Origin of the sequence: Pseudomonas lalkuanensis (assembly GCF_008807375.1) — a bacterium.
Classification (GTDB): Bacteria; Pseudomonadota; Gammaproteobacteria; order Pseudomonadales; family Pseudomonadaceae; genus Metapseudomonas; species Metapseudomonas lalkuanensis.
In genome coordinates this window covers 5,626,136-5,651,587 of record NZ_CP043311.1, presented here as the reverse complement: position 1 = coordinate 5,651,587, position 25,452 = coordinate 5,626,136, and the positions used below count along the sequence as shown (strand labels likewise).

Sequence of the window (25,452 nt, the reverse complement as noted above, 5' to 3'; positions counted from 1 at the left end):
ATGTCGTTACCCGAAAAAATCCTGCTGGGCGATTCGCCGCTGACCTGGCGCCAGGTGGTGGCGGTGGCCCGGCATGGCGCGCGCCTTGCGCTGACGCCGTCGGCCTGGGCGCGCATCGACAATGCCCGAGGCATCGTCGAGCGCATCGTTGCCCGTGGCGAGCGCGCCTACGGCATCAGCACCGGCCTCGGCGCCCTGAGCGAGGTGGTGCTGAGCGCCGAACAGTTCGCCGCGTTGTCGCGAAATACCCTGCTCAGCCATGCCTGCGGCGTCGGCCCGGTGCTGGCCGATGAGCAGACCCGAGCCATCATCTGCTGCGCCATCGCCAACTACAGCCAGGGCCGCTCCGGCCTGCAGCGGCAGGTGGTGGAAGCGCTCCTGGCGCTGCTGGATCGGGGCATCACCCCGCGCGTGCCGTCCCAGGGGTCGGTGGGCTACCTGACCCACATGGCCCATGTCGGCATCGCATTGCTGGGCGTTGGCGAGGTGAGTTATCGCGGCCAGGTGGTGCCCGCCGCCGAGGCCCTGGATGCCGAAGGCCTGGAACCGGTGCGACTGGGCGCCAAGGACGGGCTCTGCCTGGTCAACGGCCTGCCCTGCATGACCGGCCTGACCTGCCTCGCCCTGGACGACGCCGAGCGCCTGATGCGCTGGGCCGACGTGATCGGCGCCATGAGCTTCGAGGCCCTGCGCGGGCAGATCGCCGCCTTCGACCCGGACATCATCGCCCTCAAGCCGCACCCCGGAGTGCAGGCGGTGGGTGCCAACCTGCTGGCCCTGCTGGCCGGTAGCGAAGTGATCGCTGAAAGCCGCGGCATCCGCACCCAGGACGCCCTGAGCATCCGCTCCATCCCGCAGGTGCATGGCGCCTGCCGAGACCAGCTGGCCCATGCCGCGAAACAGGTGGATACCGAACTGGCCTCGGCCAACGACAACCCACTGCTGCTGGGCACGCCGGACGACTACAAGGTGGTGTCCCAGGCGAACCCTCATGGCGAATCGGTGGCCATGGCGGCGGACCTGCTGGCCATCGCCGTGGCCGAGTTGGGCGGCATCGCCGAGCGGCGCCTGGATCGCCTGGTGAATCCGCTGGTAAGCGGCCTGCCGGCTTTCCTGGTGAGCCAGCCCGGGGTCAACTCGGGAATGATGATCGCCCAGTACGTCGCCGCCGCCCTGGCCGGTGAGAACCGCCAGCTGGCGCAGCCGGCCGTTGTGGATAACTTCGTCACTTCCGGCCTGCAGGAAGATCACCTCAGCCTCGGCACCAGTGCTGCGCTCAAGCTGGGCCGGTCCGTGGAGAACTGCCGGCGCATCCTGGCCATCGAATACCTGTTGGCCGCCCAGGCCTTCGAATTCCACAAGCCCAAGGGGTTCGGTGCGGGCACCGGGGCCGCCTGGGAAGCCCTGCGTGAGCGGGTGCCGGCCTATGACCAGGATCGCTGGCTGGCGCCGGACATCGCCCGTGCCGCCGACCTGCTTGCTGACCGCTCGGCGCTGGACGGCATCACCGCGCGTATTGGAGGCCTGCAATGAAACACCTCTGGCACAACTGCCATGCCGTCACGATGCGAGGCGGCAAGTACTCGATCATCGAAGACGCTGTGCTGCTCACCTACGCCGGGCGCATCGAGTGGATCGGGCCGCGTGCCGAACTGCCGTCGATTCCCTATGACGTGGACGTCGACCTCAACGGCGCCTGGGTCACCCCGGGGCTGATCGACTGCCATACCCACCTGGTGTTCGGCGGCGACCGCAGCCGCGAGTTCGAGCAGCGCCTGGAGGGCGTCAGCTACGCCGAGATCGCCGCCCAGGGCGGCGGCATCGCCAGCACCGTGCGCGCCACCCGCGAGGCCAGCGAGGACGAGCTGCTGGAAAGCGCCACCCGCCGCGTCCGCCAGTTGCTGCGCGACGGCGTCACCACCCTGGAAGTGAAGTCCGGCTACGGCCTGGACCTGGCCAGCGAGCGCAAGATGCTGCGGGTCGCCCGGCGACTGGGTGAGACCCTGCCGGTCACCGTGCGCGCCACCTGCCTGGCCGCCCATGCCCTGCCGCCGGAATATGCCGGCCGTGCCGACGACTACATCGATCACATCTGCCGCGAGATGCTGCCGGCCCTGGCCAATGAGGGGTTGGTGGACGCGGTGGATGCCTTCTGCGAGCACCTGGCGTTTTCCCCGGCCCAGGTGGAACAGGTGTTCAAGGCGGCCCGCGAGCTGGGCCTGCCGGTGAAGCTGCATGCCGAGCAGCTGTCGTCCCTGCATGGCTCCAGCCTGGCGGCGCGCTATCAGGCGCTGTCGGCGGATCATCTGGAATACATGACCGAGGACGACGCCATCGCCATGGCCGCCTCGGGCACCGTCGCCGTGCTGCTGCCCGGCGCCTTCTTCCTGCTGCGGGAAACCCAGCTGCCGCCCATCGATGCCCTGCGCAAGCACGGCGTGGCGATGGCGGTGTCCACCGACCTCAACCCCGGCACCTCGCCCGCGCTTTCCTTGCGGATGATGCTGAACATGGCCTGCACCTCCTTCCGCCTGACCCCGGAAGAAGCGCTGGCCGGTGCCACATTGCACGCCGCGAAGGCGCTGGGCCTGGCCGACAGCCATGGCAGCCTGGAAGCGGGCAAGATGGCCGACTTCATCGCCTGGGACATCCAGCGCCCGGCGGAGCTCGCTTACTGGTTGGGTGGCGACCTGCCCAAGCGGGTGATTCGACACGGACAGGAGATCGACTGTGGATAACGTTCTCTCATTCAGCCGCGGCAGCGTGCCGCTGCTGATCAGCATGCCGCATCCCGGCACCCTGCTGACCCCGGCGGTGGAAGCCGGGATGGTGGAAGCCGGCTGGGACCTCACCGATACCGACTGGCACATTCCGCGCCTCTACGATTTCGCCGCCGAACTGGGGGCGAGCACCCTGGCGGCGCAGTATTCGCGCTATGTCATCGACCTCAACCGCCCGGCCGACGACAAGCCGCTCTATGCCACTGCCACCACCGGCCTGTACCCGTCGACCCTGTTCGATGGCGAACCGCTCTATCGCGAAGGCGAGGAACCCTCGGCGGCGGAGCGGGCGCGCTACCTCGCGGACATCTGGACTCCCTATCACCAGACCATCAGCGATGAGCTGGCGCGGATGAAGGCCGAGTTCGGCTACGCCATGCTGTTCGACGCCCACTCCATCCGCTCCTTCGTCCCCCGCCTGTTCGATGGCCGCCTGCCGGACTTCAATCTCGGCACTAACGCCGGCGCCAGTTGCGACCCGGGCCTGGCCGATGCCCTGGTGGCGGTTTGCGCCGAGGCGGAGGACTACAGCCACGTGCTCAATGGCCGCTTCAAGGGTGGCCATATCACCCGCCACTACGGCCAGCCCGACCAGCATATCCACGCCGTGCAGCTGGAACTGGCGCAATGCACCTACATGGACGAGCAGGTGCCCTTCGACTATCGCGAAGACCTCGCGGTGCCGACCCAGGCGGTGCTGATTCGCTTGCTGCAGGCGATGCTGGCCTGGGGGCAACAGCGCTACGGCCGCTGACCACCCTGACGGGCAACGGCGAGCGGTGCTGTTGCCTCAGAGGGCGCGGAGGAAGTCCAGCATCAGCGCGCTGACCTCCTCCGGCCGCTCCTGTTGAACCCAGTGCCCGGCGCCGTTGAGCAGGTGGCACCCCCGCAGGCCGGGCAGCGTTTTCGGGAACGCGGCGATCAACTGGGGAATCACCGGAAAGCCGAGCACCGAGTCCCGGGTTCCAGCCATGAACAGCGACGGCTGGCGGATGATGCAGCCGCGCCAGGGTGCCATCAGTTCAGCGGAGAGGCGCATGGTCCGGTACCAGTTCAGTCCGCCGCGAAAACCAGTGCGGCGGAACTCCCCCGTGTAGTGCGAAATGTCGTCTTCGGTTAGCCAGGTCGGCAGCCGCCTGGGTACTTCCATGTGGTCGAGGAAGCCCTGCCCGGGGAGGCGGCCAAAGGCCGGCACACCGTGCCAATCCCCGGAACCGCAATGGAGCAACCGCCTGATGGCGGCTTCGGTATCCTGCTCCAACTCGGCTTCCGCCACGCCGGGAGCCTGGAAGTACTGCAGGTAGTGATCATGGATACCTCGGTCTTCCAGCGCTTTCAGGATATCCGTGGGGTCGGGTGGCGCGAAGGGCACGCTCATGCCGATGACGGCGTGAAACAGGTCCGGTCTGGTAAGTGCAGCGCCCCAGGCCACTATGGCCCCCCAGTCATGGCCGGCAATCACCGCCTGTCTTTCCCCCAATACCCGGACCAGGTCCACCATGTCCCCGATCAGATGCAGCCGGGTGTAAGCCTCCACCTGCAGCGGCGCGTCGGTCCCGCCGTAGCCGCGCATGTCCGGGGCGACGACCCGGAATCCGGCGCTCGAGAGCGCCTCGATCTGGTGCCGCCAGGAGTACCAGAGCTCCGGAAACCCATGGCACAGCAGCACGAGTGGCCCGGCACCCTGCATGGCGATCCGCATGCGAATGCCATTGACGCTGAGGGTTTCCAGGTGCGGATTGGTCATGTTCGCGTCCGGTGCTCAGGTGAGCATTGCCATCAGCCGCGGCAGGTTTTCCACCCCCCGCTGTCGGGCATTCGCCAGCTTATGGAGCAGGGCATGTCGTTCCGTGTCCTCCGGGCGCAGATCGCGCACGACGGTGGTCATCAGAAACAGGCGTGATTTCCCCAGCCACTGGGTCAATCCCGGATCAGCGCGCCAGCGCACGAAGTTGTTCATGTAGCTCGCCCAGATCCTGATCCAGTCTTCGGGTAACCGGGGCGTGGGAACCGGTTCGCAATAGGCGTTCTTCTCGTGGTTGTCCGCCAAGTGGCATTCGATATAAGCGATCAGCGCTGCGGAAAAGACCGGCTGGTTGTTGCTGACCAGGGTCAGGTTGATCCGTTCGGCGTCGAATACCCGCACCGGGTCCCAGCCGTCGAGGCCCCTTGCGCTGCAGTCCACATGCAAGGCGCCGGTGGGTACGTCGAGGGTGCCCCGCTCGAGCTCGATTCGTCCCGGCGCGATCGCTTGCACATGGCCCAGGCGCACCTTGTGGCGAATGCCGCGCAGGGCGCCCAGTTCTGCTTGCGATACGGTCGCCCCGCGATAGGCCGTCGGTGTGACGGCAGGGTCGATGCGCAGGAGCTGGCCAGACTGCTCCAGCCGGTCGAACAGGTCGGGCAGGGACGTGGCGTCGGCGATGGCGTCGTACTGTGCCGCGACGCTCTGGACCACCTGTTCGAAATACTCCAGGCCGGGCTGAATGTTTGCGCGGTCCACCAGCCAGGCATCCTTGGGCATGATCCAGTAGATAGACTCCGGCGCCACGCCGTTCTGCAGCAACCACACGCAAGTATCGATGCCGGTCTTGCCCGAGCCAACCACCACGTAGGCCGGGCACGGCTGGCCGATTCGCGGCAGGTCATTGGGGGGCACGCAAGCCACCCCACTGGCGACCCGGTATTTCGGGGGGTGGGTGGAAGGCACCTGGGTCCGGGCGTGAGTGGCATCCACCAGTTTTCGCCGCACCTGCACCCGGTATTCCCGGCCACTGAGCAGGGAGACGAAGCGATGGTCGGACGTGCGGTCACCGATGTAGTCGCACATGGGGTAGTAGCGCACGCGCCCCGAACGCAGGAACTGCTGATTCATCACCTGCTCGTAGTAGCTGAGAATCTCTGTGCCGGAAGCCAGTTCGTACAGGCCATTGCCCAGTGCGGAAGCGTCCTTCCTGCCACTGCCGAGTTCGCGGGAGTTGACCCCGTAGCAGGCCGAGGGCTGGTGCAGTCGCACGAAGGGATAGGCATCGTTCCAGTGGCCGCCGGGTTGGGCGTGGCGGTCCACCATCAGCACAGTGGCGTCGGATTCGCTGAGCAGGGTGTCGACGAAGGCCATCGCCGCAGCGCCGGCGCCGATCACCAGATAGTCGGTTTCCAACAGGTCCGGGTGCATGGCGACTGTCCTCGCGAAAGTTGAAGCCCCCAACCTCCCAAGGCTAGTCCCGTGAACCCGGCACTCCAGATCAAGAGCTGATTGCGACGATAGCCAAGGGCTCTAGCGCTGCAGGCCGAGGTGGCGAATCACCACTTCCTCGGCGGCGACCCGCTCCCACACATCATCCAGCAGCTCGGCCGGATAGAAGGGCAGGGCGGCCAGCTCGTCGCGGCTGATCCAGGCCAGTTCCTTGATGTCGAACTCATCGCCTCCGAGTCCGCTCAGGTTGGCCAGGCTGAGTTCGCCGCGCCAGGCGTCGATCCGGTAGAACAGCTCCATGTGGAAGCGGCCCATGGCCGGTTCGGCGAATTCGCGGACGTAGACCAGCGGGCCGACGTCCACCGCAAGTCCCGTCTCCTCCATGAACTCGCGGCGCACGGTGTCGCGGGTGGATTCGTCTTTGACCGATTCGAAGCCGCCACCCGGCGGTATCCAGTAGGTGTCCTCGCCCACCTCGTGCCTGACCAGCAGGATGCGGCCATCACGCACCAGCAGGCCGGCGGCGCGGATGCGATGGGTGAGTGGCGTGCTCATTGCCAGTCCAGCCGGGCGAGTTTCCATTCGCCATCGTCCAGCCACCATTCCAGCTTCACCCCGTAGTGACGGGCGCTGTCGGGGATCAGCCCCTCGGCGCCGGTGAGGGCGACCTGGGCGTCGGTGTAGCCCTTTTCGCGATAGGTCGGGTCGAGGCGGTTGGCCTTGCCGAGGGCGAGCACGCTGACGTTCTTGTGGCGCATGAACAGCAGGGTCATGGTGCGTTTGGCCCAGTCGCGGTCGTTCTGTTGCTGGGCGATGAACTGCGGATGCAGCTGTTCCAGCACCGCGGCGGTCTTCTTCGCTTCGAGGTTGTCCTGCAGCTGTTGCACCGCCGCATCCAGCTCCGCAGCCGGGTCGTTCCGGCCACAACCGGCTAGGATTGCCAGAACGCAGAGCGTCGGCAGCGCGATCTTCCTGAGTAGCATGCTGAACTCCTTTTTCCTCGTTATGATGCCCGGCAGATTAGAAGGCCGGACTCGCCCAGGGGTCGACCTTACGCACAGTTTCGGGAGCCCAGAATGCAGACTTTGTATCCGGAGATAAAACCCTACGCCCGGCACGAGTTGGCGGTGGATGCGCCGCACGTGCTCTACGTGGACGAGAGCGGTACGCCGGAAGGCTTGCCGGTGGTGTTCATCCACGGCGGCCCGGGGGCCGGCTGCGACGCCATGAGCCGGCGCTTCTTCGATCCGAACCTGTACCGCATCGTCACCTTCGACCAGCGCGGCTGCGGCCGTTCCACGCCCCATGCGAGCCTGGAAAAGAACACCACCTGGGACCTGGTGGCCGACCTGGAACGCATCCGCCAGCATCTTGGGATCGACAAGTGGGTGCTGTTCGGCGGTTCCTGGGGTTCCACCCTGTCCCTGGCCTATGCGCAGGCGCACCCGGAGCGCGTGCTCGGGCTGATCCTGCGGGGCATCTTCCTGTGCCGCCCGGAGGACTTCCACTGGTTCTACCAGCAAGGCTGCAGCCGGATGTTCCCGGACTACTGGGAGGATTACCTGGCGCCGATCCCGGCCGAGGAACATGGCGACCTGATGCAGGCCTTCTACAAGCGCCTGACCGGCCCTGACCAGATTGCCCAGATGCATGCGGCCAAGGCCTGGTCCACCTGGGAGGGCCGCACAGCTACGCTGCGGCCGAGCGCGCCGGTGGTGGAGCGCTTCAGCGAGCCGATGCGCGCCCTGTCCATCGCCCGCATCGAGTGCCACTACTTCGTCAACAACGCCTTCCTCGAACCCAACCAGTTGCTCCGCGACATGCCGCGCATCGCCCACCTGCCGGGTGTGATCGTGCATGGCCGCTATGACGCCATCTGCCCGCTGGACAACGCCTGGGCCCTGCACAAGACCTGGCCGAACAGCGAGCTGCAGATCGTCCGGGACGCCGGCCACGCGGCCGCCGAGGCCGGCATCACCGACGCCCTGGTGCGCGCGTCCAACCAGATGGCTCGCCGCCTGCTGGAGCTGCCGCCCGAGGAAGACGCCTGATGAAGGCACTGCTGCAACGGGTCAGCGCTGCCCGTGTCGAAGTGGAAGGCGAGGTGGTCGGCGCTATCGACCAGGGCCTGCTGGTGCTGGTGGGCGTGGAGCCCCAGGACACCGAGGCCAGTGCCGACAAGCTGCTGCACAAGCTGGTCAACTACCGGGTCTTCGCCGATGCCGAGGGCAAGATGAACCTGTCCCTGGGCGCCGTCGGCGGCGGCCTGCTGCTGGTCTCCCAGTTCACCCTGGCCGCCGATACCAGGAGCGGCCTGCGCCCGAGCTTCTCCACCGCCGCGTCTCCGGCGCGTGGCGAGGAGCTGTTCGACTACCTGGTGGAACAGGCCCGTCTCAAGCATCCGCAGGTGGCCACCGGCCGCTTCGGCGCCAACATGCAGGTGCATCTGGTCAACGACGGGCCGGTCACTTTCCTGCTCGAAAGCTGAGCTGGCCCGATATCTGCTTCTTGCGACTCGCCATCCACGGAGATGCGGTTTAGCATGCGCGCCATGCCCCGTCGTTCGTGGGCTGGACAACAACAACGATCTGCCCCATTGGCAGGCTGTTGGAACGCTACCTGCGTTGCCGAGGCGTCGCCTCGACTGCCTCGTTAACGTTTTTCAACGGGCCGCCCCATTAGGAGAAAGAATGAAAAAGCTTCTCGCCTCTCTGCTGTTCGCCGCCAGCGCCCTGACCGGGCTGGCCCACGCCGGCATGGTCGATGATGCAGTCAAGCGCGGCACCCTGCGCGTCGGCATGGACCCGACCTACATGCCCTTTGAAATGACCAACAAGCGCGGTGAGATCATCGGCTTCGAAGTCGACCTGCTCAAAGCCATGTCCAAGGCCATGGGCGTGAAGCTGGAGCTGGTGTCCACCAGCTACGACGGCATCATCCCGGCCCTGCTGACCGACAAGTTCGACATGATCGGTTCCGGCATGACCCTGACCCAGGAGCGCAACCTGCGCATCAACTTCTCCGAACCCTTCATCGTGGTTGGCCAGACCCTGCTGATCCGCAAGGAACTGCAAGGCGAGATCAAGTCCTACAAGGACCTGAACGACGGCAAATACCGCATCACCTCCAAGATCGGCACCACCGGCGAAATGGTCGCCAAGAAGCTGATCGCCAAGGCCCAGTACCACGGCTTCGACAACGAGCAGGAAGCGGTGATGGACGTGGTCAACGGCAAGGCCGACGCCTTCATCTACGACGCCCCGTACAACGTGGTGGCGGTGAACAAGGCCGGCGCCGGCAAGCTGGTGTTCCTGGAAGAGCCCTTCACCTTCGAGCCCCTGGCCTTCGGCCTGAAGAAGGGTGACTACGACAGCCTGAACTGGATCAACAACTGGATGCACCAGATCCGCAACGACGGTACCTACGAGCGCATCCACGCCAAGTGGTTCAAGAAGACCGACTGGCTGAAAGAGATGGAATGAGCCCGCGCTGGCCTCAGGGCCGCGTTGGTTGCGACAGGCCCGGCCCACAAGGCCGGGCCTGCCTTTTGTTCCCCGCCATGAGCGAGATTTACCGTGACTAGAAAACATCGCCGCACCTGGCCCTGGCACATCCTGACCGGTCTGATCCTGGTCGTGATGGGCTGGGGACTCTGGTACTCCACTTCGCTGATTTCCTATGAATGGCGCTGGAACCGCGTGCCCCAGTACTTCGCCTATCAGGCGGAGGAAAGCCAGCGCGCCGCCGATTACGGCACCGTCAGCGCCATCGCCGATGCCGGCGACCATGCCCGCGTGACCCTGACCGCAGAGGGGGGCGGGGAACAGGTGCTGGAAGTGGCCCGTGACAGCCTGCAGGTGAGCCAGGGCGATGACGTTTCCGAAGGCGACCAGATCGGCGTGACCCGCCACTGGGCTGCCGGACCGCTGCTCTGGGGCCTCTGGACCACCCTGTGGATATCCGTGGTGTCCGGTGCATTCGGCCTGGTGATCGGCCTGTTCACCGGCCTCTGCCGTCTGTCCGGCAACCCCACGCTGCGCGACCTGTCCACCGTCTACGTCGAGCTGGTGCGTGGTACGCCGCTGCTGGTACAGATCTTCATCTTCTACTTCTTCATCGGCACCGTCCTGAACCTGTCCCGCGAGTTCGCCGGGGTGGCGGCGCTGGCGCTGTTCACCGGCGCCTACGTCGGCGAGATCGTCCGCGCGGGTGTGCAGTCCATCGCCCGTGGCCAGAACGAGGCGGCGCGCTCCCTGGGCCTGACCGCTGGCCAGTCCATGCGCCACGTGATCCTGCCGCAGGCCTTCAAGCGTGTGCTGCCGCCGCTGGCCGGGCAGTTCATCAGCCTGGTCAAGGACACCTCGCTGGTCTCGGTGATCGCCATCACCGAGCTGACCAAGAGCGGCCGCGAGGCGATCACGACTTCCTTCTCCACCTTCGAAATCTGGTTCTGCGTCGCCGCGCTCTACCTCGTCATCAACCTGCCGCTGTCGCAAATCGCCAGCCGTCTGGAACGGAGGCTCGGGAAAAGTGATTGAAGTCCGCAATCTGGTGAAAGTCTTCGATGCCCGCGGCCATGAAGTGCGGGCTGTGGATAACGTCTCCACGCAGGTCAAACGTGGCGAAGTGGTGGTGGTGATCGGTCCCTCGGGCTCCGGCAAGTCCACCTTCCTGCGTTGCCTGAACGGCCTTGAGGAGCTGGACTCCGGTTCGGTGAGCATCGACGGCGTCGACCTCGCCGATCCGAAGACCGATGTGAACGCCTACCGCCGCGAGGTGGGCATGGTGTTCCAGCACTTCAACCTGTTCCCGCACATGACCGTGCTGGAGAATCTCTGCCTGGCGCAGAAGATCGTCCGCAAGCGCGGCAAGGCCGAGCGCGAGGCCAAGGCCCAGGCGCTGCTGGCCAAGGTCGGCATCGCGCAGAAGGCCAACGAATACCCTTCGCGCCTGTCCGGCGGCCAGCAGCAGCGCGTGGCCATCGCCCGCGCCCTGTGCATGGAACCCAAGGTGATGCTGTTCGACGAGCCCACCTCGGCGCTGGACCCGGAAATGGTCGGCGAAGTGCTGGACGTGATGAAACAGCTCGCCCAGGAAGGCATGACCATGGTCTGCGTGACCCACGAAATGGGCTTTGCGCGTGAAGTGGCCGACCGGGTGCTGTTCTTCGATCACGGCAAACTGCTGGAAGACGCACCACCCGCGCAGTTCTTCGACAAGCCCCAGGACCCGCGCGCGCAGAGCTTCCTGCGGCAGGTGCTCTGATCTGACTCTTTGGGGCCGCTGCGCGGCCCTTGGCTTGGCACTTGTGGGTTGTGGCTGAGCGAAGCCCGACGCGGGCCGGTGAAACTGCTGACTGATCCGTTCTTGTGGGGGCGAATTTCTTCGCTAAGGGCAGTAACGCTGCCCGCTGCCCGCTGCCCGCTGCAGGCTCGAAGGGCACGCCTTCGGCCTGCCAAGCGATTGAAATCGCCCCCACAGGACTCAGTGCAGCGGCTTCGCCAGCTGCAGTTCGTTCTCTTCCAGCCAGTCCTGGGCCAGTTCGCGCAGCCGGGCGGCTTCGAACTGGTGCCAGGTCTCCAGCAGCACCGGGTACTCCATCAGCACGTGGCGGAAGCTGCGGGCGGGTTTGCGGCCCGCCAGGGCCTGTTCCAGGGCTGAATAGGCGTGGGGGTGGACCACCTCAACGAGAAACTCCTGCATCAGCCGCAGTTCGTCGCCCTGGCCCAGCGGCTCCACCAGCAGGAAACGCTCCGGCTCTTCGCGCAACAGGGTCTCCAGTTCGGGATCGGCGTCTTCTTCGGGAATCAGCAGGACCTTGCCGCTGAGCAGGTCGAGGTAGTGATCGAGTCCCTCGGTGTTGAGGGCGAAGGCGATCTGGTCGAGGTCGATGGTCAACGGGCGCATGGTGGGGCACTCGAAGGCAGGAGGCATGACCGGATCCTACCTCCAAGCCCTGTGGATTGTCAGATGCGGAAGCGGCTGACGGTCGCCTGCAATTCGTTGCCCAGGCGCGCCAGTTCGCTGCTGGAGGCGGCGGTCTCCTCGCTGGCGGACGCGGTCTGCTCGGAAATGTCGCGCACGTTGACCACGCTGCGGTTGATCTCGTCGGCAACCGCGCCCTGCTGCTCGGCGGCCGCCGCGATCTGCTGGTTCATCGCCTGGATGGTGGAAACCGCCTGGGCGATGGCGCTGAGTCGTCGCCCGGCGCGGCGGGTCAGTTCGACGGTGCTGTCGGTCAGGCTGCGGCTGGTGTCCATCAGGCTCGCGGCCCGCTGGGTGCCGTTCTGCAGGCCGTCGATCAGTTCCTCGATTTCTTTGGTGGACTGTTGCGTGCGCTGCGCAAGGCCCCGTACTTCGTCGGCCACCACGGCGAAGCCGCGCCCGGCCTCGCCCGCACGGGCGGCCTCGATGGCGGCGTTGAGGGCCAGCAGGTTGGTCTGCTCGGCCACCGACTTGATCACATCGAGCACGCTGCCGATCTTCTCGCTCTCCTGCTTGAGGCGGTCGACGGCGTCGTTGGAACGGCCTACCTCGGCGGCCAGCCGGTCCATCTGGGCGACGGCATCGTTGACCGCGGTCTCGCCTTCCTTCGCCTGGCGATCGGCTGCGCTGGCCGCTTCGGAGGCCTGTTCGGCGTTACGCGCGACTTCCTGCACGGTGGCGGCCATCTCGTTCATGGCGGTGGCGACCTGGTCGGTTTCCACTTTCTGGTTGTTGACCCCGGCGCTGGTCTGCCCGGTGACCGCCGAGAGCTGTTCGGCCGCGCTGGCGATCTGGATGACGCCGTCGCGAATCTGGCCGATCAGCTGGCGCAGGTTCAGGGTCATGCGCTGCATGCTGCCCTGCAGTTGGCCGAGTTCGTCGTTGCGGTCCGCATGCAGGTCTTCGCTGAGGTCGCCGGCGGCGATGCGCTCTGCAGCGCCCAGGGTGCGCTGCAGGGGGCGGACGATCTGCCGGGTGATGACCAGCGCGGCACCAATGCCGATGAGCAGCGCCAGAAGCAGGGTCGTCAGCAGCAGGCTGCGGGTGGTGCCGGTTTCGTGGTTGCGCTTGTCGGTCTGCCGTTCGACCAGCGAGCTACTGACCTGCATGAGCTTTTCGCCCAGGCCGCGCATGGTTTCCAGGTGGGTGCCGGTGCTGTCGGTGGCGCTGCGGAATTCGACGATCGCTGTGCGGTAGGCCTTCAGCGAGACGCCGACCTTGCCCAGGTCCGCGTCGTCGCTGCCGATGGTCTCGCCGAGCCTGGCCACTGCGGCGAGCGCACTGTCCACCGCCTTCAGGGCGGCTTCTTCCAGGTTCGGGTCGCTGCTGAAGGTGTAGCCGCGCACCTGGAAACGGGCCTGCTGCACGGACAGGCGGAGCTGGACGAGGGTGCGGTACTGCGCGAGGCGGGCGCTGTCGTCGAGGGTGATGTCGTCGAGGATGCGCTGTTCGATCTGGTCGATCACCGCCACCGCCTGGTCGGCACTTTCGCCCAGCCTGGCGCGCGCCGCCTCGCGGGCCTGGTAGGCCTGGACGAGCTGTGCAAAGGCGCTCTGGTAATCGCGGGTGGCACTGCCCTGCTCGGCGACGAGGGTGCGGTCCTGGGGGTCGAGAAGGACGCCGGAGAGGTGGCTGCCAAGGTCTTCCAGTGCCTTGAGGCTGTCGTTCACCGCAGCGGCGACGGCCGGGTCCTGCTTGATCTGGAACTGCATGCGGTTGATGCGCAGATCCTTGGTCAGTTCGCTCAAGCTTGCGCTTTCGCTCAACTTTTCACCGCGTTCGATGGTGCTGCTGAGCGCGAGCCAGCCGGTGAGGGTGATCAGGACGGTCAGCAGCAGGACCAGGCCGAAGCCTGTGGCCAGCTTGAGGTTGACGCTGATGTTGCTGAACCAGCGAAGCATGCGGAGCACTCCTTTGCGAGCATGGCGGGCGATGAGCCGCCACGAATACCCCTGCTATCGGCAGGGAAGTCGCACGCTTGAAGTCGCTTCGTCGTCTCAGAACAGCCGGGCGAGCAGGGCGGTGACCGCCGTTTCCACACGCAGGATGCGTTCGCCGAGTTGCACGGGCTGCAGGCCGGCTTCCTGCAGCTTTTCCACTTCGTAGGGAATCCAGCCGCCTTCCGGGCCGATGGCCAGGGTGATGGGCTCGTTCACCGCGCGTGGGCAGGGCGGATGGTTGCCGGGGTGGCCCACCAGCCCCAGGGTGCCCGCGGCGAGCTGCGGCAGGCGGTCCTCGACGAATGGCTTGAAGCGCTTTTCGATGACCACGTCAGGCAGGACGGTATCCCGCGCCTGTTCAAGGCCCAGGATCAACTGCTCGCGAATCGCCGCAGGTTCGAGGAAGGGGGTTTGCCAGAAGCTTTTTTCCACGCGGTAGCTGTTCAACAGCACCAGGCGCGGCACGCCCATGGCGGCCACCGTCTGGAACACACGGCGGAGCATCTTCGGCCTTGGCAGGGCCAGCAGCAGGGTGAGGGGCAGCTTGGCTGGCGGTGGCTGGTCGAAGCTCACTTCCAGCTCGGCGCAGGCAGCTTCGAGACTGAGCAGGCGTCCCTGGCCCATCTGGCCGCCGAGGCGGCCGACCCGCAGGCTGTCGCCTTCCTCGGCGCGATGGACTTCATGCAGGTGCCTGAGGCGCCGGCCTTCCAGGCGCACGCGGTCCGCCGCGATGAAGTCGGCGTCTTCGAGAAGGAGCAGGTTCACGGGCGGGTAGCGGGCGGCTGGTCGCCGGGCTCTTGGGTGTCGTCTTCCGGATGGTCGCCGCGCTTGCGGATCAGGCCACCGAAGAACACGCCGACCTCGAACAGCAGCCACATGGGCACGGCCAGCAGGGTCTGGGAGAAGATGTCCGGCGGGGTGAGGATCATGCCCACCACGAAGCAGCCGATGATCACGTAGGGACGGATGCGCTTGAGGTAGGCGACGTCGACCACGCCGATCCAGATCAGCAGCACCACCGCCACGGGGATCTCGAAGGCGACACCGAAGGCGAAGAACAGCGTCATCACGAAATCGAGGTAGCTGGTGATGTCGGTCATCATCGACACGCCTTCGGGCGTCACGCTGGCGAAGAAGTGGAAGATCAGCGGGAACACCAGGAAGTAGGCGAAGGCCATGCCGGCGTAGAACAGCACGATGCTCGATACCAGCAGCGGCAGGGCGATGCGCTTTTCGTGCTTGTACAGGCCGGGAGCGATGAAGCCCCAGACCTGGTGCAGGATCACCGGCATGGCGAGGAACAGCGCCACCACCATGGTCAGCTTGAACGGGGTGAGGAAGGGCGAGGCCACGTCGGTGGCGATCATGGTCGCGCCTTCCGGCAGGTACTGGCGCAGGGGCGCCGAGACCAGGGTGTAGATCTTCTGCGCGAAGTAGAACAGGCCAGCGAAGATCAGGAAGATCGCCGCCACGCAGCGCAACAGGCGTGTGCGCAGTTCGGTGAGGTGCGAGACCAGGGGCATTTCCTGGTCTTGTTCCGGCTTCTGGTCGCTCATGGGATGCGGGACGGCTGTTGCGGTTCGACGGGGGCCTGGGGCGCAGCCGGCGCTGCCGGGGTAGCCGCCGCGGAGGCGGGCGACTGGGCGGGCGCGGGTTGGGCGGTTGGGTTCTGAGCGGGCGCGGTGGCTGCGGTGGCCTGTGCCGGCACTGGGGGAACAGCGGGAGCTGCCTGACTGGCGGGTGCCTGGTTCGCGGGCGCAGCGGCCGGTGCAGCGCTTTCAGACTCGGAATCGGACAGCAGGGATTCGACTGTCGGAGGCACGATGCTCTCCTTGATCTGCTTCTCCAGCGCCATGATGTGTTCGTTATGCAGCTGGCGGCGGATCTCGTCGGCGCCGATCTCGCGCTCGACCTCGGTCTTGATCGCGTTGAAGCTGCGCTTGAGACGGCCAATCCACAGGCCGGCTGTGCGCGCCGCGCCAGGCAGCCGTTCAGGCCCGAGCACCAGGAGGGCGATCAGGCCGATCAGCAGCAGTTCACCGAAGCTGATACCGAACATGGGGCATCAGTCCTTGCGGGTCACCGGGTCCTGCACTTGCTGCGCCTGGCCGTCGATGGTGTGCGGCTGGTTCAGCGGGGTGCCGGATTGCTGGGCGGTGGTCTGCTCGGGGGCCTTGTCGGCTTCCTCGGTGTTCATGGCCTTGCGGAAGCCCTTGATGGCCTCGCCGACGTCGGAGCCGAGGTTCTTCAGGCGCTTGGTGCCGAAGACCAGCACGACGACGATGAGAATGACCAGCCAGTGTTTCCAGTCGAAGATGCCCATGGTGTGTTCCTCTTGATTGTCTTTGTCAGGCGGATGGCTGGCGGGCGGCCTTTTCGGCGTGCCCGGACAGGCCAAAGCGACGGTCCAGTTCATCGAGTACGGCCTGGGGGTGCTGGCCGAGGGCGGCGAGCATGACCAGGCTGTGGAACCAGAGGTCGGCGGTTTCGTAGATCAGGTCGCTGGCATCGCCGCTCGTGGCGGCATCCTTGGCGGCGAGTATGGTTTCCACCGCTTCTTCCCCGACCTTCTCCAGGATCTTGTTCAGGCCCTTGTGGTACAGGCTGGCGACGTAGGAACTGTCGGGCGCGGAGTTCTTGCGCTCTTCGAGCACCTCGGCCAGGCGGGCGAGAGTATCACTCATGGCTGTGTCCTGCGGCGTAGATGGCATGCGGGTCCTTGAGCACGGGGTCGACGGTCTTCCAGCCGCCATTCTCGTAGACGCGGTAGAAGCAGCTTTCGCGCCCAGTATGGCAGGCGATGCCGCCCAGCTGTTCGACCAGCAGGATGACGACGTCGGCGTCGCAGTCCAGGCGCAGTTCGTGGAGCTGCTGCACATGGCCGGATTCCTCGCCTTTGCGCCAGAGCTTGGCACGGGAGCGTGACCAGTAGATGGCGCGGTTCTCGGCAACGGTGAGGGCGAGGGCTTCGCGGTTCATCCAGGCCATCATCAGCACGCGGCCCGTCTTGTGGTCCTGGGCGATCGCCGGCACCAGGCCTTCGGCGTTCCAGTGAATCTCTTCCAGCCAGTCTTTCATCGTGTCATCCACAACTGGGCCGGCCCTGCAGGACCGGCACTCGAATCGAAATAGTGTGCCAGTGCCGCTCCGGGCTGGCTATCGGCGCAGCACCAGATATAGACCGCCGGCCAGCATCAGCCAGCTCGGCCAGGTTTCGGTGGTGGGCGCCAGGCCCTGGGTCGCGGCGCCGGCCACCAGCAGCGCACCGAGCAGGCGGGCCGGCCACTGGACGCTTGCCGGCTGCTCGATTTTCTGCGGCGCGCTGGCGGGCTTGGCCAGGCGTTCCAGGGTGTCGCGGGCGATCTGCGACAGGTGCGGCACCTGCTCGGCCTGCTGCTGCAGGTTGCGTAGCAGCTGCAGAGGGCTGACGCGCTCGCGCATCCAGCGTTCGAGGAATGGCTGGGCGGTGGTCCAGAGGTCCAGGTCCGGGTAGAGCTGGCGGCCCAGGCCTTCGATGTTCAGCAGGGTCTTCTGCAGCAGCACGAGCTGCGGCTGGACTTCCATGTTGAAGCGGCGGGCGGTCTGGAACAGGCGCAGCAGCAACTGGCCGAAGGAGATGTCCTTCAGCGGCTTCTCGAAGATGGGTTCGCAGACGGTGCGGATGGCCGCTTCGAAATCGTTGACCTTGGTTTCCGCCGGCACCCAGCCGGAATCGATGTGCAACTGGGCCACGCGGCGGTAGTCGCGCTTGAAGAAGGCGATCAGGTTGCGGGCGAGGTAGTTCTGGTCCTCGGGGGTGAGGCTGCCGATGATTCCGCAGTCGATGGCAATGTACTGCGGGTTCCAGGGCTGGCGGGTGGCCACGAAGATGTTGCCGGGGTGCATGTCGGCGTGGAAGAAGCTGTCGCGGAACACCTGGGTGAAGAAGATTTCCACGCCACGCTCGGCCAGCAGCTTCATGTCGGTGCGCTGGTCGGCAAGGGTGGCGAGGTCAGTCACCGGGATGCCGTAGATGCGTTCCATCACCAGCACCTTGGGACGGCACCAGTCCCAGTAGACCTGGGGGACGTAGAGCAGCGGCGAGCCGTCGAAGTTGCGTCGCAGCTGGCTGGCGTTGGCCGCCTCGCGCAGCAGGTCGAGCTCGTCGTAGATGGTCTTCTCGTAGTCGTCCACCACTTCCACCGGGCGCAGGCGTCGGGCGTCGGCGGACACGCGTTCGGCCAGGCGGGCGAGGAGGAACAGCCAGGCGAGGTCCTGGCGGATGATCGGCCGCAGGTTGGGGCGGATCACCTTCACCACCACTTCCTCGCCGCTCTTGAGCTGGGCAGCGTGGACCTGGGCCACCGAGGCCGAGGCCAGCGGCTCGACGTCGAAGCGGGCGAACACCTCGCTGACCTTGGCCCCCAGTTGTTCCTCGATACGCGCGACGGCCTTTTCCGGCGCGAACGGTGGTACCTGGTCCTGCAGTCGGGCCAGTTCGTCGGCGATGTCGGGTGGCATCAGGTCGCGGCGAGTGGAGAGCAGTTGGCCGAACTTGATGAAGATCGGGCCAAGGTCTTCCAGCGCCAGGCGCAGGCGCGCACCGCGGGATAGCGGCAGTTCCCTGCGTGGCAGCCAGCGCCAGGGCAGGGCGTAGCTCAGCGTGCGCAGCCACCAGGGCAGCGGCAGTTCGAGCAGCAGGTCATCGAGGCGGTAGCGGATGACGACCTGCTGGATGCGCAACAGGCGGCGGGCGGCGAGCAGCTTCATGCGTTGGGCTTGGTTCTCTGGTTCAGGCGCTCGACGCGGGCATCGAGGCGGTCGAGGGCGAGCTTGAGGCGGTCCAGTTCGGCGAAGCGCGCGTCGGCTTCGCGGCGACCCACCAGGGTGCGCGACTCTTCGGCCAGGTAGTCGGCGAAGTTCTGCCGCAGGTTGTCCAGCCCCTGTCCGGCCCAGCTGGCGCGGCTCTTCAGGTGGCCGGCGAGCAGTTGGGTGCCGACCGGGCCGAGCCAGCGCGACAGCTCGTATTCCCAGTCCAGCTCGAGGTCCTGGAGGATGGCTGCCAGTTCGAGCAATACGGCGCTGTCGCCTTCCAGAGAGACTGCCGGGCTGTGCAGGACAGCGGTTTTCTCCCGCGTGGTGGCCAGCTTCAGCAGGCTGCTGGCGGGTGCCCGCAGGCAGCAGTCGGCGGGGGCGGACCAGTGGGCGGAGAGCTTCAGGCCATCACCGCCGGGGAGCAGGAACAGGGTCAGAGCCGGGCTCTGGCAGTCCACCTCGATGACGCTGCCTTCCAGTGCGGACATGCGCGGCAACGCGGTGCTGTCCAGGGCCAGCACCCGGTTCAGGCCGAGCTCGATACCGGCCAGCAGCGCCTGGGTCAGCATCAGGGCTTGATGCCGCGATGCAGGGCGACGATGCCGCCGGTCATGTTGTGGTAAGTGACGCGTTCGAAGCCGGCTTCGGACATCATCGCCTTGAGAGTCTCCTGGTCCGGGTGCATGCGGATCGACTCGGCCAGGTAGCGGTAGCTGTCGGCGTCGTTGGTGATCAGCTTGCCCATCAGCGGCAGGAGGCTGAAGGAGTAGGCGTCATAGGCCTTGGACAGCAGGCCGCTGGTGGGTTTGGAGAACTCCAGCACCAACAGCCGGCCGCCCGGCTTGAGCACCCGCAGCATGGAACGAATGGCTTCGTCCTTGTGGGTGACGTTGCGCAGGCCGAAGGCGATGGTGACCACGTCGAAGTGATTGTCGGGGAAGGGCAGCTTCTCGGCGTCGGCCTGGACGAAGCTGACGTTGCCGGCCACGCCGCTGTCCAGCAGCTTGTCGCGGCCCACCTTGAGCATCGAGGCGTTGATGTCCGCCAGCACCACTTCGCCGGTCACGCCCACCAGGCGCGAGAACTGGCGGGTGAGGTCGCCGGTGCCGCCAGCGATGTCCAGCACACGGTTGCCCGGACGCACGCCGGACAGCTCGATGGTGAAACGCTTCCACAGGCGGTGGACGCCACCGGACATCAGGTCGTTCATCAGGTCGTACTTGGCCGCAACCGAGTGGAATACCTCGGCGACCTTGTCGGCCTTCTGGCTTTCGGGGACCTGCTGGTAACCGAAGTGGGTCGTGGGTTCGGCGTCGTTGCCTTTGCGCGGGTCGTTCATGTCGATGCCACCGGAATTGAATGGCGGCCATTCTAATGCCGGCGCCCGGCTTTGTCTTGGCGAGCGGGTGCTGCGGGGGGCGGCCAGGGCGCGTGCTGGCTGGTATAGTCGCGCGACCAAAGGCCGCAGTTCAGGAAACACCCATGTCGCGCATCCAAGTCGAACGTCCCCATGCCCTCGGTCTTGAAGCCGTCCGGGACAAAGCCGAGAAGCTGGCGCAGCGCCTGGCGCGCGAGTACGACGTGCGTTACCAGTGGCGTGGCGACACCCTGGAGTTCAAGCGCAGCGGCGCTGATGGTTCGATCGAGGTGAGTGACGCCAAGGTGCGTGTCGAGGTCAAGCTGGGCCTGCTGCTCTCGACCATGAGCGGCAGCATCAAGCGCGAGATCGAGAGGGCGCTGGACGAATACCTGGCCTGAGCCAGCCTGTTCCACAGGGCCGCTTCGCGAATGGATTCGCCCCCACTGCTACCCAGCCCGGACAGCCCGCCTCGCGGCTAGTATGCGGTTTCTAATTTTCCTCGCTACCTTGCGCACAAGTCCTGAAAAAGGACGAGTCATCTACCTTTCAGCGTGAGGTGCACCATGGCCAAAGTAGCCGTCAAGAAGAAAGTCGAGAAAGCCGAAAGCAAGTCCACCGTCATTGCCGACGTGAAGCTCTATGCCCGCAAGATCTGGCTGGCTGGCCTGGGTGCCTACGCCAAGGCCGGTGCCGAAGGCGTCGATTACTTCAAGGAGCTGGTGAAGGCCGGCGAAGGCGTTGAGAAGCAGGGCAAGAAGCTGGTGGACGAGCAGGTCGAAGCCGCCAACAGCCAGTTCGACAGCGTCAAGAACAGCGTTAGCGGCGTGAAGGAAAAGGTCGAAGTTCAGTTCGACAAGATCGAGAAGGCTTTCGACAACCGTGTGGCCAGCGCGCTCAATCGCATCGGTATTCCCTCGCGGCAGGACGTTGAGGCACTCTCTGCTAAGCTTGATGAGCTGAGCGCGTTGCTCGAGCACGTCGCGCGAACCAAATAAGGAGAGCAGGATGGCTGGCAAGAAGAAAACCGATAAAGACACCAACTCCTGGATCGGCGAGATCGAGAAATACTCGCGCCAGATCTGGCTGGCTGGCTTGGGGGCCTACTCGAAGATCAGCAACGACGGCTCCAAGCTGTTCGATACGCTGGTCAAGGATGGTGAGAAGGCCGAGAAGCAGGCCAAGACCGAAGTGGACAAGCAGGTAGACGCGGTCAAGTCGACTGTCGGCTCCCGCGTTGGATCGGCCAAGTCCAAGGTCGAAGAGGTCAAGGGCAAGGCGATCGGCAAGTGGAGCGAACTGGAAGAGGCTTTCGACAAGCGTCTGAACAGCGCCATTTCCCGTCTCGGCGTGCCCAGCCGCACCGAGGTGAAGGACCTGCAAGGAAAGGTGGATGCCCTGACCAAGCAGCTCGAGAAGCTCACCGGTGTGTCGGCCAAGTCGGTCAAGCCAGCAGCCAAGCCTGCCGCAAAACCGGCAGCCAAGGCCGCCGCCAAACCTGTTGCCAAGGTCGCCGCCGCCAAGCCGGCAGCCAAAGCCGCTGCTGCGAAGCCGGCGGCCAAGGCTGCTGCGAAACCGGCCGCCAAGCCGGCAGCCAAAGCCGCTGCTGCCAAGCCTGCAGCCAAGGCCGCTGCCAAACCGGCTGCAAAACCGGCTGCCAAGCCTGCTGCCGCGAAACCGGCCGCCGCCAAGCCCGCCGCAGCGAAACCCGCTGCCAAGCCGGCCGCCGCGGCCAAGCCTGCAGCAGCCAAGCCCGCCGCCGCGAAGAAGCCGGCAGTGAAGAAGCCCGCCGCGCCCAAGGCCGCCAAGCCTGCGGCACCGGCTCTGGCCGTCCCGGCAGCGCCTGCAGCATCGGCCGCTCCGGCACCCAGCGTGGCACCGACTCCGGCAGCACCGGCTACTCCGGCAACGCCGCCGGCCAGCCAGTCCTGATTGGTATCGGTATGACGAAAACGCCCGGCTTGTCCGGGCGTTTTCGTTTCAGGCGTCCAGATAACGTCTGGCGAGGCTTTCGGCAGCGTGCCGGGAGCCGGGGCGAAGGTGCGGGGCGACCAGCATCATCACCTGGTACACCACGAGGCGGATCTCGCCGCCGCTTCCCAGTACCCGCTGGTAGTCGAGCGAGAACAGCAGGGTCAGGGTGATCTGTTCCACCAGTTGGCCAAGGGACTCGGTATCGCTGACCAGTTGCTCCTCGGCCTTCAGCCTGGCCAGCAGGGCAGCCAGGGTCCGCTTGAGGTGGTTCAGCCAGTTGCGCATTCCCTTTGCCAACTTCGGCAGGCGACCGGCCAGGTTGGAGAGGTCCTGGAACAGGAAGCGGTATCGCGACAGCCGCTCGACGATCAGGTGCAGGAACAGCCAGTAGTCCTCGGCATCCAGTTGCGCGTCGGCCGGCGGGTCGAGCAGCGGCGCCAACTCCTCCTGGAAGCGCTCGAACAGCGCCATCACCAGAGGTTCCTTGCCGTGGAAGTGGTAGTAGAGGTTGCCGGGGCTGATGCCCAGTTCGGTGGCTATTTCCAGGGTGGTGACGTTGGGTTCGCCGTTGTGATTGAACAGTTCAAGTGCGCATTCGAGGATGCGGTCGCGGGTCTTCATCCAGGATACTGCCAGCCTTTCCGTAAAGAGGTGAAGGGCCGGCCGGGCGATCGCCGGGCCGGCCGCCGGGGTGTCAGCGCACGTGCACGTAGGTGCCGGGAGCGGCTTCCATCGCGGGGTAATCCTGGTTGCCCAGGGCTGTGATGGTTTCCCGTTGCTCGCCGGAGCGCTCCTGGATCCAGCCCAGCCATTGTGCCCACCAGCTGCCCTGTACGTGCCTGGCATCGTAGTACCAGGCACGGGGGTCGGAGGTGAGCTTGCCGTTCTCGTAGTAGTTGGCCTTGGGATTGCCCGGGGGATTGAGAATGCTCTGGATGTGGCCGCTGTTGGACAGCACGAAACGGCTGTCGCCGCCCAGCAGCAGGGCGGAGCGGTAGACGGCGTCCCAGGGGGTGATGTGGTCGTTGATGCCGGCCACGCTGAAGCTGTCCACCGTGACCTTCTGCAGGTCGATGGGTGTACCGCAGATTTCCAGCGCGCCGCTGCGGGTCAGCGGGTTGTGCTTGAAGAAATCCAGCATGTCGCCGTGCAGCGCGGCGGGCAGGCGGGTGTTGTCGTTGTTCCAGTAGAGGATGTCGAAGGCTGGGGGTTCGCGGCCCAGCAGGTAGTTGTTGACGAAGTAGTTCCACACCAGGTCGTTCGGGCGCATCCAGGCGAACACCTTGGCCATGTCCTTGCCCTCGAGCACGCCGGCCTGGTACGAGCGGCGCTTGGCGGCTTCGAGGGTCTGCTCATCGGCAAAGAGCGCGGCCGGGCTGTCCACCTGGCTGTCCAGCAGGCTGACGAGGTAGGTGGCGCTGGTGACCTTGCGCAGTTGCCGGCGCGACTGCAGGTGGCCCTGCAGGGCCGCGATGGTGAGGCCGCCGGCGCAGGCACCCGCCAGGTTGACTTCCTTGCTGCCGGTGATGGCACGGCAGGCTTCGAAGGCCTCTTCCAGTGCCTGCACATAGGTGGAGAGGCCCCATTCGCGGTGCCGCGCATCGGGGTTGCGCCAGCTCACCATGAACACCTGCAGGCCGTTCTTCAGGGCGTACTGGACGAAGCTCTTGTCGGGGCTCAGGTCGAATATGTAGTACTTGTTGATCTGCGGCGGAACCACCAGCAAGGGGCGCAGATACTGCTTTTCGCTCATTGGCTTGTACTGGATCAGCTCCAGCAGCTCATTGCGGAAGACCACGGCACCGGGGGTGTTGGCGAGGTTGCGGCCGATCTCGAAGGCTTGCTTGCTGACCTGGCTGGGCATGCCGTCGTTGTGCAGCAGATCGTCCACCAGATGGCTGAGGCCCTTTACCAGGCTGAGGCCACCGGTGTTGAACAGCTCCTTCACCGCCAACGGGTTGAGCAGGCTGTTGGTGGGTGAGAGGGCGTCGCTCAATTGGGCCAGGACGAAACGGGCCCGAGCACGGTCGTCGTCGCTCAGGTCGCTCTCATCGATCCAGCTGCTGAGCTGTTTCTGCCAGGCCAGGTAGACCTGCAGGCCACGGCGGTAGAAGGGGTTGTGCTGCCAGGACGGGTCGGCGAAGCGGCTGTCCTGTGGGCTGGGCTGGTACAGGGTATCGCCAAGCAGCGCGCGGCCGACCTGGCCGCCGAAGGCGAGCATGTGTCGCGCACTGTGCACCGGATGCCGCAGTCCTTGCAGCGCCAGGTTGCGTACCGTGGAAAACAGATCTTTGCCGCGAAGCCCCACGATGGCGTTCTGCGCATTCATGAAGGCGGCAGGTGCCGGCAAGGTGCCCGGGATTTGTTTTTCTCGCATGGGGCAACGCTCCGTATTCGGTCCGTGGTTCGGGAGGACTACAGCAAGGCTTGTACCACCAGGAGCCCGAAGGGCATTCCAGACTATCTCCAGCAAAATTCAAGTTGATGACAGCGCGCACCGGTCTGGTTCGGGCGTCATGCGGCCGCCCCACAAGGGAGCGGCAGGTTCTCAGCTACTGCGCAGCGGCACGGCCTGGGGGTGGATCACCGCGCGCTGACGTTCCTCGGCGAGGAACTTCATGATGATCGGTGCCACCGTTTCGGCACGGGTAACGAGGAACAGGTGACCGTCGTCGATCACGTGGAGTTCCGCATTCGGGATGCGCCAGGCGAGCAGGCGCATGTTCACCAGCGGGATGATCGGATCGTCGTCGCCGGCCAGCACCAGGGTCGGCTGGCGGATGCGATGCAGCCAGTGGATGCTGGTCCAGCCGAGCCCCGCGAACAGCTGCCAGTAGTAGCCCATCTTGCCGGAGGAGCGCACCTTGCTGGCGTGGGCCATGGCCAGGCCAGGGTCGCGGCGGAAGGCGCCGCCGTAGATGTCCGGGGCGATATGCACGCCGTAGGACGGCTGGATGTAGCGCCGCGGACTGGCCATGCGCCAGAGAACCTTGGGCTTGCCGGGCACCATGACGGCACCGGCCGAGGTGGCCGCGAGGATCAGTTTCTTGCAGCGCTCCGGGTAGTCATGGGCGAACTGCTGGGCCAGGGCGCCGCCCCAGGACACGCCAATGGCGTTGACCTGGCCGTAGTCCAGGTAATCCAGCATGCGCGCGGCGAGCTTGGCCAGGCCGGAGAAGCGGTAAGGCACGCTGGGGGTGGACGATCCGCCGACGCCGGGCACGTCGAAGGCGATCACTTCCAGGTCCGGATCCAGGGCCTGGACGAAGGGGAAGACCAGTTCGAGGTTGGCGCCGATGCCGTTGAAGATCAGCAGCGGCGTCATGTGCGACTGGCCGGGGCGGACGGCGGTTCGGATGGTCTGGCCATCCAGCTCGATGGTTCGGAATACGAAAGGTAGCGGCATGCGCGGAGCCCTATTGAAGA

At 65.8% G+C, this 25,452-nt stretch carries 29 protein-coding genes; 11 read left to right on the top strand and 18 right to left on the bottom strand.

All coding sequences use genetic code 11. The annotated features are described in order from the left end of the window. Genes hutH through hutG form a run of 3 tightly spaced genes read left to right on the top strand, consistent with a single transcriptional unit; the run spans window position 1 to window position 3,534 of the window. Window positions 1–1,533, top strand: coding sequence for a histidine ammonia-lyase (hutH, locus tag FXN65_RS26020; RefSeq protein ID WP_151137892.1), 1,533 nt, complete (start codon window positions 1–3; stop codon window positions 1,531–1,533). Then, complete coding sequence (gene hutI, locus FXN65_RS26015) at window positions 1,530–2,738, top strand: imidazolonepropionase (RefSeq protein WP_151137889.1); 1,209 nt, start codon at window positions 1,530–1,532, stop codon at window positions 2,736–2,738. The genes hutH and hutI overlap by 4 nt, the downstream gene beginning before the upstream one ends. Then, window positions 2,731–3,534, top strand: coding sequence for an N-formylglutamate deformylase (hutG, locus tag FXN65_RS26010; protein WP_151137887.1), 804 nt, complete (start codon window positions 2,731–2,733; stop codon window positions 3,532–3,534). Before hutI ends, hutG begins: the two co-directional genes overlap by 8 nt. A gap of 36 nt (window positions 3,535–3,570) precedes the next feature. Here the strand turns inward: hutG and FXN65_RS26005 are convergent, their stop codons facing one another. The 4 genes from FXN65_RS26005 to FXN65_RS25990 all read right to left on the bottom strand — a co-directional run bounded on the left by FXN65_RS26005 (window position 3,571) and on the right by FXN65_RS25990 (window position 6,959). Then, window positions 3,571–4,527 carry an alpha/beta fold hydrolase gene (locus FXN65_RS26005; protein WP_151137884.1) on the bottom strand — a complete coding sequence of 319 codons (957 nt, stop codon included), beginning with the start codon at window positions 4,525–4,527 and terminating at the stop codon, window positions 3,571–3,573. Window positions 4,528–4,542: 15 nt separating this feature from the next. Beyond that, a complete protein-coding gene (locus tag FXN65_RS26000) occupies window positions 4,543–5,955 on the bottom strand; it encodes an NAD(P)/FAD-dependent oxidoreductase (RefSeq protein WP_151137881.1) in 1,413 nt (470 codons plus the stop codon). Window positions 5,956–6,057: 102 nt separating this feature from the next. After that, entirely contained in the window at window positions 6,058–6,531 is a 474-nt protein-coding gene (locus FXN65_RS25995) for an NUDIX domain-containing protein (protein ID WP_151137878.1), read from the bottom strand. Beyond that, on the bottom strand, window positions 6,528–6,959 hold the full coding sequence (locus FXN65_RS25990; RefSeq protein ID WP_151137876.1) for a hypothetical protein: 432 nt from the start codon (window positions 6,957–6,959) through the stop codon (window positions 6,528–6,530). Before FXN65_RS25990 ends, FXN65_RS25995 begins: the two co-directional genes overlap by 4 nt. A 93-nt stretch (window positions 6,960–7,052) precedes the next feature. On the opposite strand from FXN65_RS25990, the gene pip reads away from it, so the two are divergent. The 5 genes from pip (at window position 7,053) to FXN65_RS25965 (ending at window position 11,241) form a co-directional block, all read left to right on the top strand. Then, window positions 7,053–8,027, top strand: a complete 975-nt coding sequence (pip, locus tag FXN65_RS25985) for a prolyl aminopeptidase (RefSeq protein WP_151137873.1) — start codon at window positions 7,053–7,055, stop codon at window positions 8,025–8,027. Then, window positions 8,027–8,464 (top strand): D-aminoacyl-tRNA deacylase, encoded by a 438-nt coding sequence (dtd, locus tag FXN65_RS25980; RefSeq protein ID WP_151137871.1) that lies wholly within the window; start codon window positions 8,027–8,029, stop codon window positions 8,462–8,464. The genes pip and dtd overlap by 1 nt, the downstream gene beginning before the upstream one ends. Before the next feature lie 202 nt (window positions 8,465–8,666). Further along, window positions 8,667–9,458 (top strand): transporter substrate-binding domain-containing protein, encoded by a 792-nt coding sequence (locus FXN65_RS25975; RefSeq protein WP_151137868.1) that lies wholly within the window; start codon window positions 8,667–8,669, stop codon window positions 9,456–9,458. Between the two features lie 93 nt (window positions 9,459–9,551). Continuing rightward, window positions 9,552–10,514 (top strand): amino acid ABC transporter permease, encoded by a 963-nt coding sequence (locus FXN65_RS25970; protein WP_151137866.1) that lies wholly within the window; start codon window positions 9,552–9,554, stop codon window positions 10,512–10,514. Continuing rightward, window positions 10,507–11,241 carry an amino acid ABC transporter ATP-binding protein gene (locus FXN65_RS25965; RefSeq protein WP_151137863.1) on the top strand — a complete coding sequence of 245 codons (735 nt, stop codon included), beginning with the start codon at window positions 10,507–10,509 and terminating at the stop codon, window positions 11,239–11,241. Before FXN65_RS25970 ends, FXN65_RS25965 begins: the two co-directional genes overlap by 8 nt. Before the next feature lie 219 nt (window positions 11,242–11,460). Here FXN65_RS25965 and FXN65_RS25960 read toward each other — a convergent pair whose 3' ends face one another. From FXN65_RS25960 to ubiE, 11 genes are all read right to left on the bottom strand, one after another. Then, window positions 11,461–11,883 (bottom strand): UPF0158 family protein, encoded by a 423-nt coding sequence (locus FXN65_RS25960; protein WP_151138975.1) that lies wholly within the window; start codon window positions 11,881–11,883, stop codon window positions 11,461–11,463. 59 nt (window positions 11,884–11,942) lie between these two features. Then, the gene (locus FXN65_RS25955; protein ID WP_151137862.1) at window positions 11,943–13,862 is read right to left on the bottom strand and encodes a methyl-accepting chemotaxis protein; all 1,920 of its coding nucleotides are present in this window, start codon (window positions 13,860–13,862) and stop codon (window positions 11,943–11,945) included. A 96-nt stretch (window positions 13,863–13,958) separates the two neighbouring features. Further along, window positions 13,959–14,666, bottom strand: a complete 708-nt coding sequence (locus tag FXN65_RS25950) for a 16S rRNA (uracil(1498)-N(3))-methyltransferase (protein WP_151137859.1) — start codon at window positions 14,664–14,666, stop codon at window positions 13,959–13,961. Continuing rightward, window positions 14,663–15,457 carry a twin-arginine translocase subunit TatC gene (gene tatC, locus FXN65_RS25945; protein ID WP_151137856.1) on the bottom strand — a complete coding sequence of 265 codons (795 nt, stop codon included), beginning with the start codon at window positions 15,455–15,457 and terminating at the stop codon, window positions 14,663–14,665. Before tatC ends, FXN65_RS25950 begins: the two co-directional genes overlap by 4 nt. Then, on the bottom strand, window positions 15,454–15,960 hold the full coding sequence (tatB, locus tag FXN65_RS25940; RefSeq protein WP_151137854.1) for a Sec-independent protein translocase protein TatB: 507 nt from the start codon (window positions 15,958–15,960) through the stop codon (window positions 15,454–15,456). Before tatB ends, tatC begins: the two co-directional genes overlap by 4 nt. Window positions 15,961–15,966: 6 nt before the next feature. Continuing rightward, window positions 15,967–16,224, bottom strand: coding sequence for a twin-arginine translocase TatA/TatE family subunit (locus FXN65_RS25935; RefSeq protein ID WP_151137852.1), 258 nt, complete (start codon window positions 16,222–16,224; stop codon window positions 15,967–15,969). Between the two features lie 25 nt (window positions 16,225–16,249). Next, a complete protein-coding gene (locus FXN65_RS25930; RefSeq protein WP_151137849.1) occupies window positions 16,250–16,585 on the bottom strand; it encodes a phosphoribosyl-ATP diphosphatase in 336 nt (111 codons plus the stop codon). After that, window positions 16,578–16,979, bottom strand: coding sequence for a phosphoribosyl-AMP cyclohydrolase (gene hisI, locus FXN65_RS25925; RefSeq protein ID WP_151137847.1), 402 nt, complete (start codon window positions 16,977–16,979; stop codon window positions 16,578–16,580). Before hisI ends, FXN65_RS25930 begins: the two co-directional genes overlap by 8 nt. Before the next feature lie 78 nt (window positions 16,980–17,057). After that, window positions 17,058–18,650 (bottom strand): ubiquinone biosynthesis regulatory protein kinase UbiB, encoded by a 1,593-nt coding sequence (ubiB, locus tag FXN65_RS25920; protein ID WP_151137844.1) that lies wholly within the window; start codon window positions 18,648–18,650, stop codon window positions 17,058–17,060. After that, the gene (locus FXN65_RS25915) at window positions 18,647–19,264 is read right to left on the bottom strand and encodes a ubiquinone biosynthesis accessory factor UbiJ (protein ID WP_151137842.1); all 618 of its coding nucleotides are present in this window, start codon (window positions 19,262–19,264) and stop codon (window positions 18,647–18,649) included. The genes ubiB and FXN65_RS25915 overlap by 4 nt, the downstream gene beginning before the upstream one ends. Beyond that, the gene (gene ubiE / locus FXN65_RS25910) at window positions 19,264–20,034 is read right to left on the bottom strand and encodes a bifunctional demethylmenaquinone methyltransferase/2-methoxy-6-polyprenyl-1,4-benzoquinol methylase UbiE (protein WP_151137839.1); all 771 of its coding nucleotides are present in this window, start codon (window positions 20,032–20,034) and stop codon (window positions 19,264–19,266) included. The genes FXN65_RS25915 and ubiE overlap by 1 nt, the downstream gene beginning before the upstream one ends. A gap of 143 nt (window positions 20,035–20,177) precedes the next feature. On the opposite strand from ubiE, the gene FXN65_RS25905 reads away from it, so the two are divergent. The 3 genes from FXN65_RS25905 to FXN65_RS25895 all read left to right on the top strand — a co-directional run bounded on the left by FXN65_RS25905 (window position 20,178) and on the right by FXN65_RS25895 (window position 21,984). Further along, window positions 20,178–20,453 carry a polyhydroxyalkanoic acid system family protein gene (locus FXN65_RS25905; RefSeq protein WP_151137837.1) on the top strand — a complete coding sequence of 92 codons (276 nt, stop codon included), beginning with the start codon at window positions 20,178–20,180 and terminating at the stop codon, window positions 20,451–20,453. A gap of 165 nt (window positions 20,454–20,618) precedes the next feature. Then, the gene (locus FXN65_RS25900; RefSeq protein WP_151137834.1) at window positions 20,619–21,050 is read left to right on the top strand and encodes a phasin family protein; all 432 of its coding nucleotides are present in this window, start codon (window positions 20,619–20,621) and stop codon (window positions 21,048–21,050) included. Between the two features lie 10 nt (window positions 21,051–21,060). Beyond that, on the top strand, window positions 21,061–21,984 hold the full coding sequence (locus FXN65_RS25895) for a phasin family protein (protein ID WP_151137831.1): 924 nt from the start codon (window positions 21,061–21,063) through the stop codon (window positions 21,982–21,984). Window positions 21,985–22,032: 48 nt separating this feature from the next. On the opposite strand, the gene FXN65_RS25890 is transcribed toward FXN65_RS25895, so the two are convergent. The 3 genes from FXN65_RS25890 to phaZ all read right to left on the bottom strand — a co-directional run bounded on the left by FXN65_RS25890 (window position 22,033) and on the right by phaZ (window position 25,432). Beyond that, entirely contained in the window at window positions 22,033–22,647 is a 615-nt protein-coding gene (locus FXN65_RS25890; protein WP_151137828.1) for a TetR/AcrR family transcriptional regulator, read from the bottom strand. A 73-nt stretch (window positions 22,648–22,720) separates the two neighbouring features. Continuing rightward, entirely contained in the window at window positions 22,721–24,403 is a 1,683-nt protein-coding gene (phaC, locus tag FXN65_RS25885) for a class II poly(R)-hydroxyalkanoic acid synthase (protein WP_151137826.1), read from the bottom strand. 171 nt (window positions 24,404–24,574) lie between these two features. Next, complete coding sequence (gene phaZ, locus FXN65_RS25880) at window positions 24,575–25,432, bottom strand: poly(3-hydroxyalkanoate) depolymerase (protein WP_151137824.1); 858 nt, start codon at window positions 25,430–25,432, stop codon at window positions 24,575–24,577. Between the last annotated feature and the right edge of the window lie 20 nt (window positions 25,433–25,452).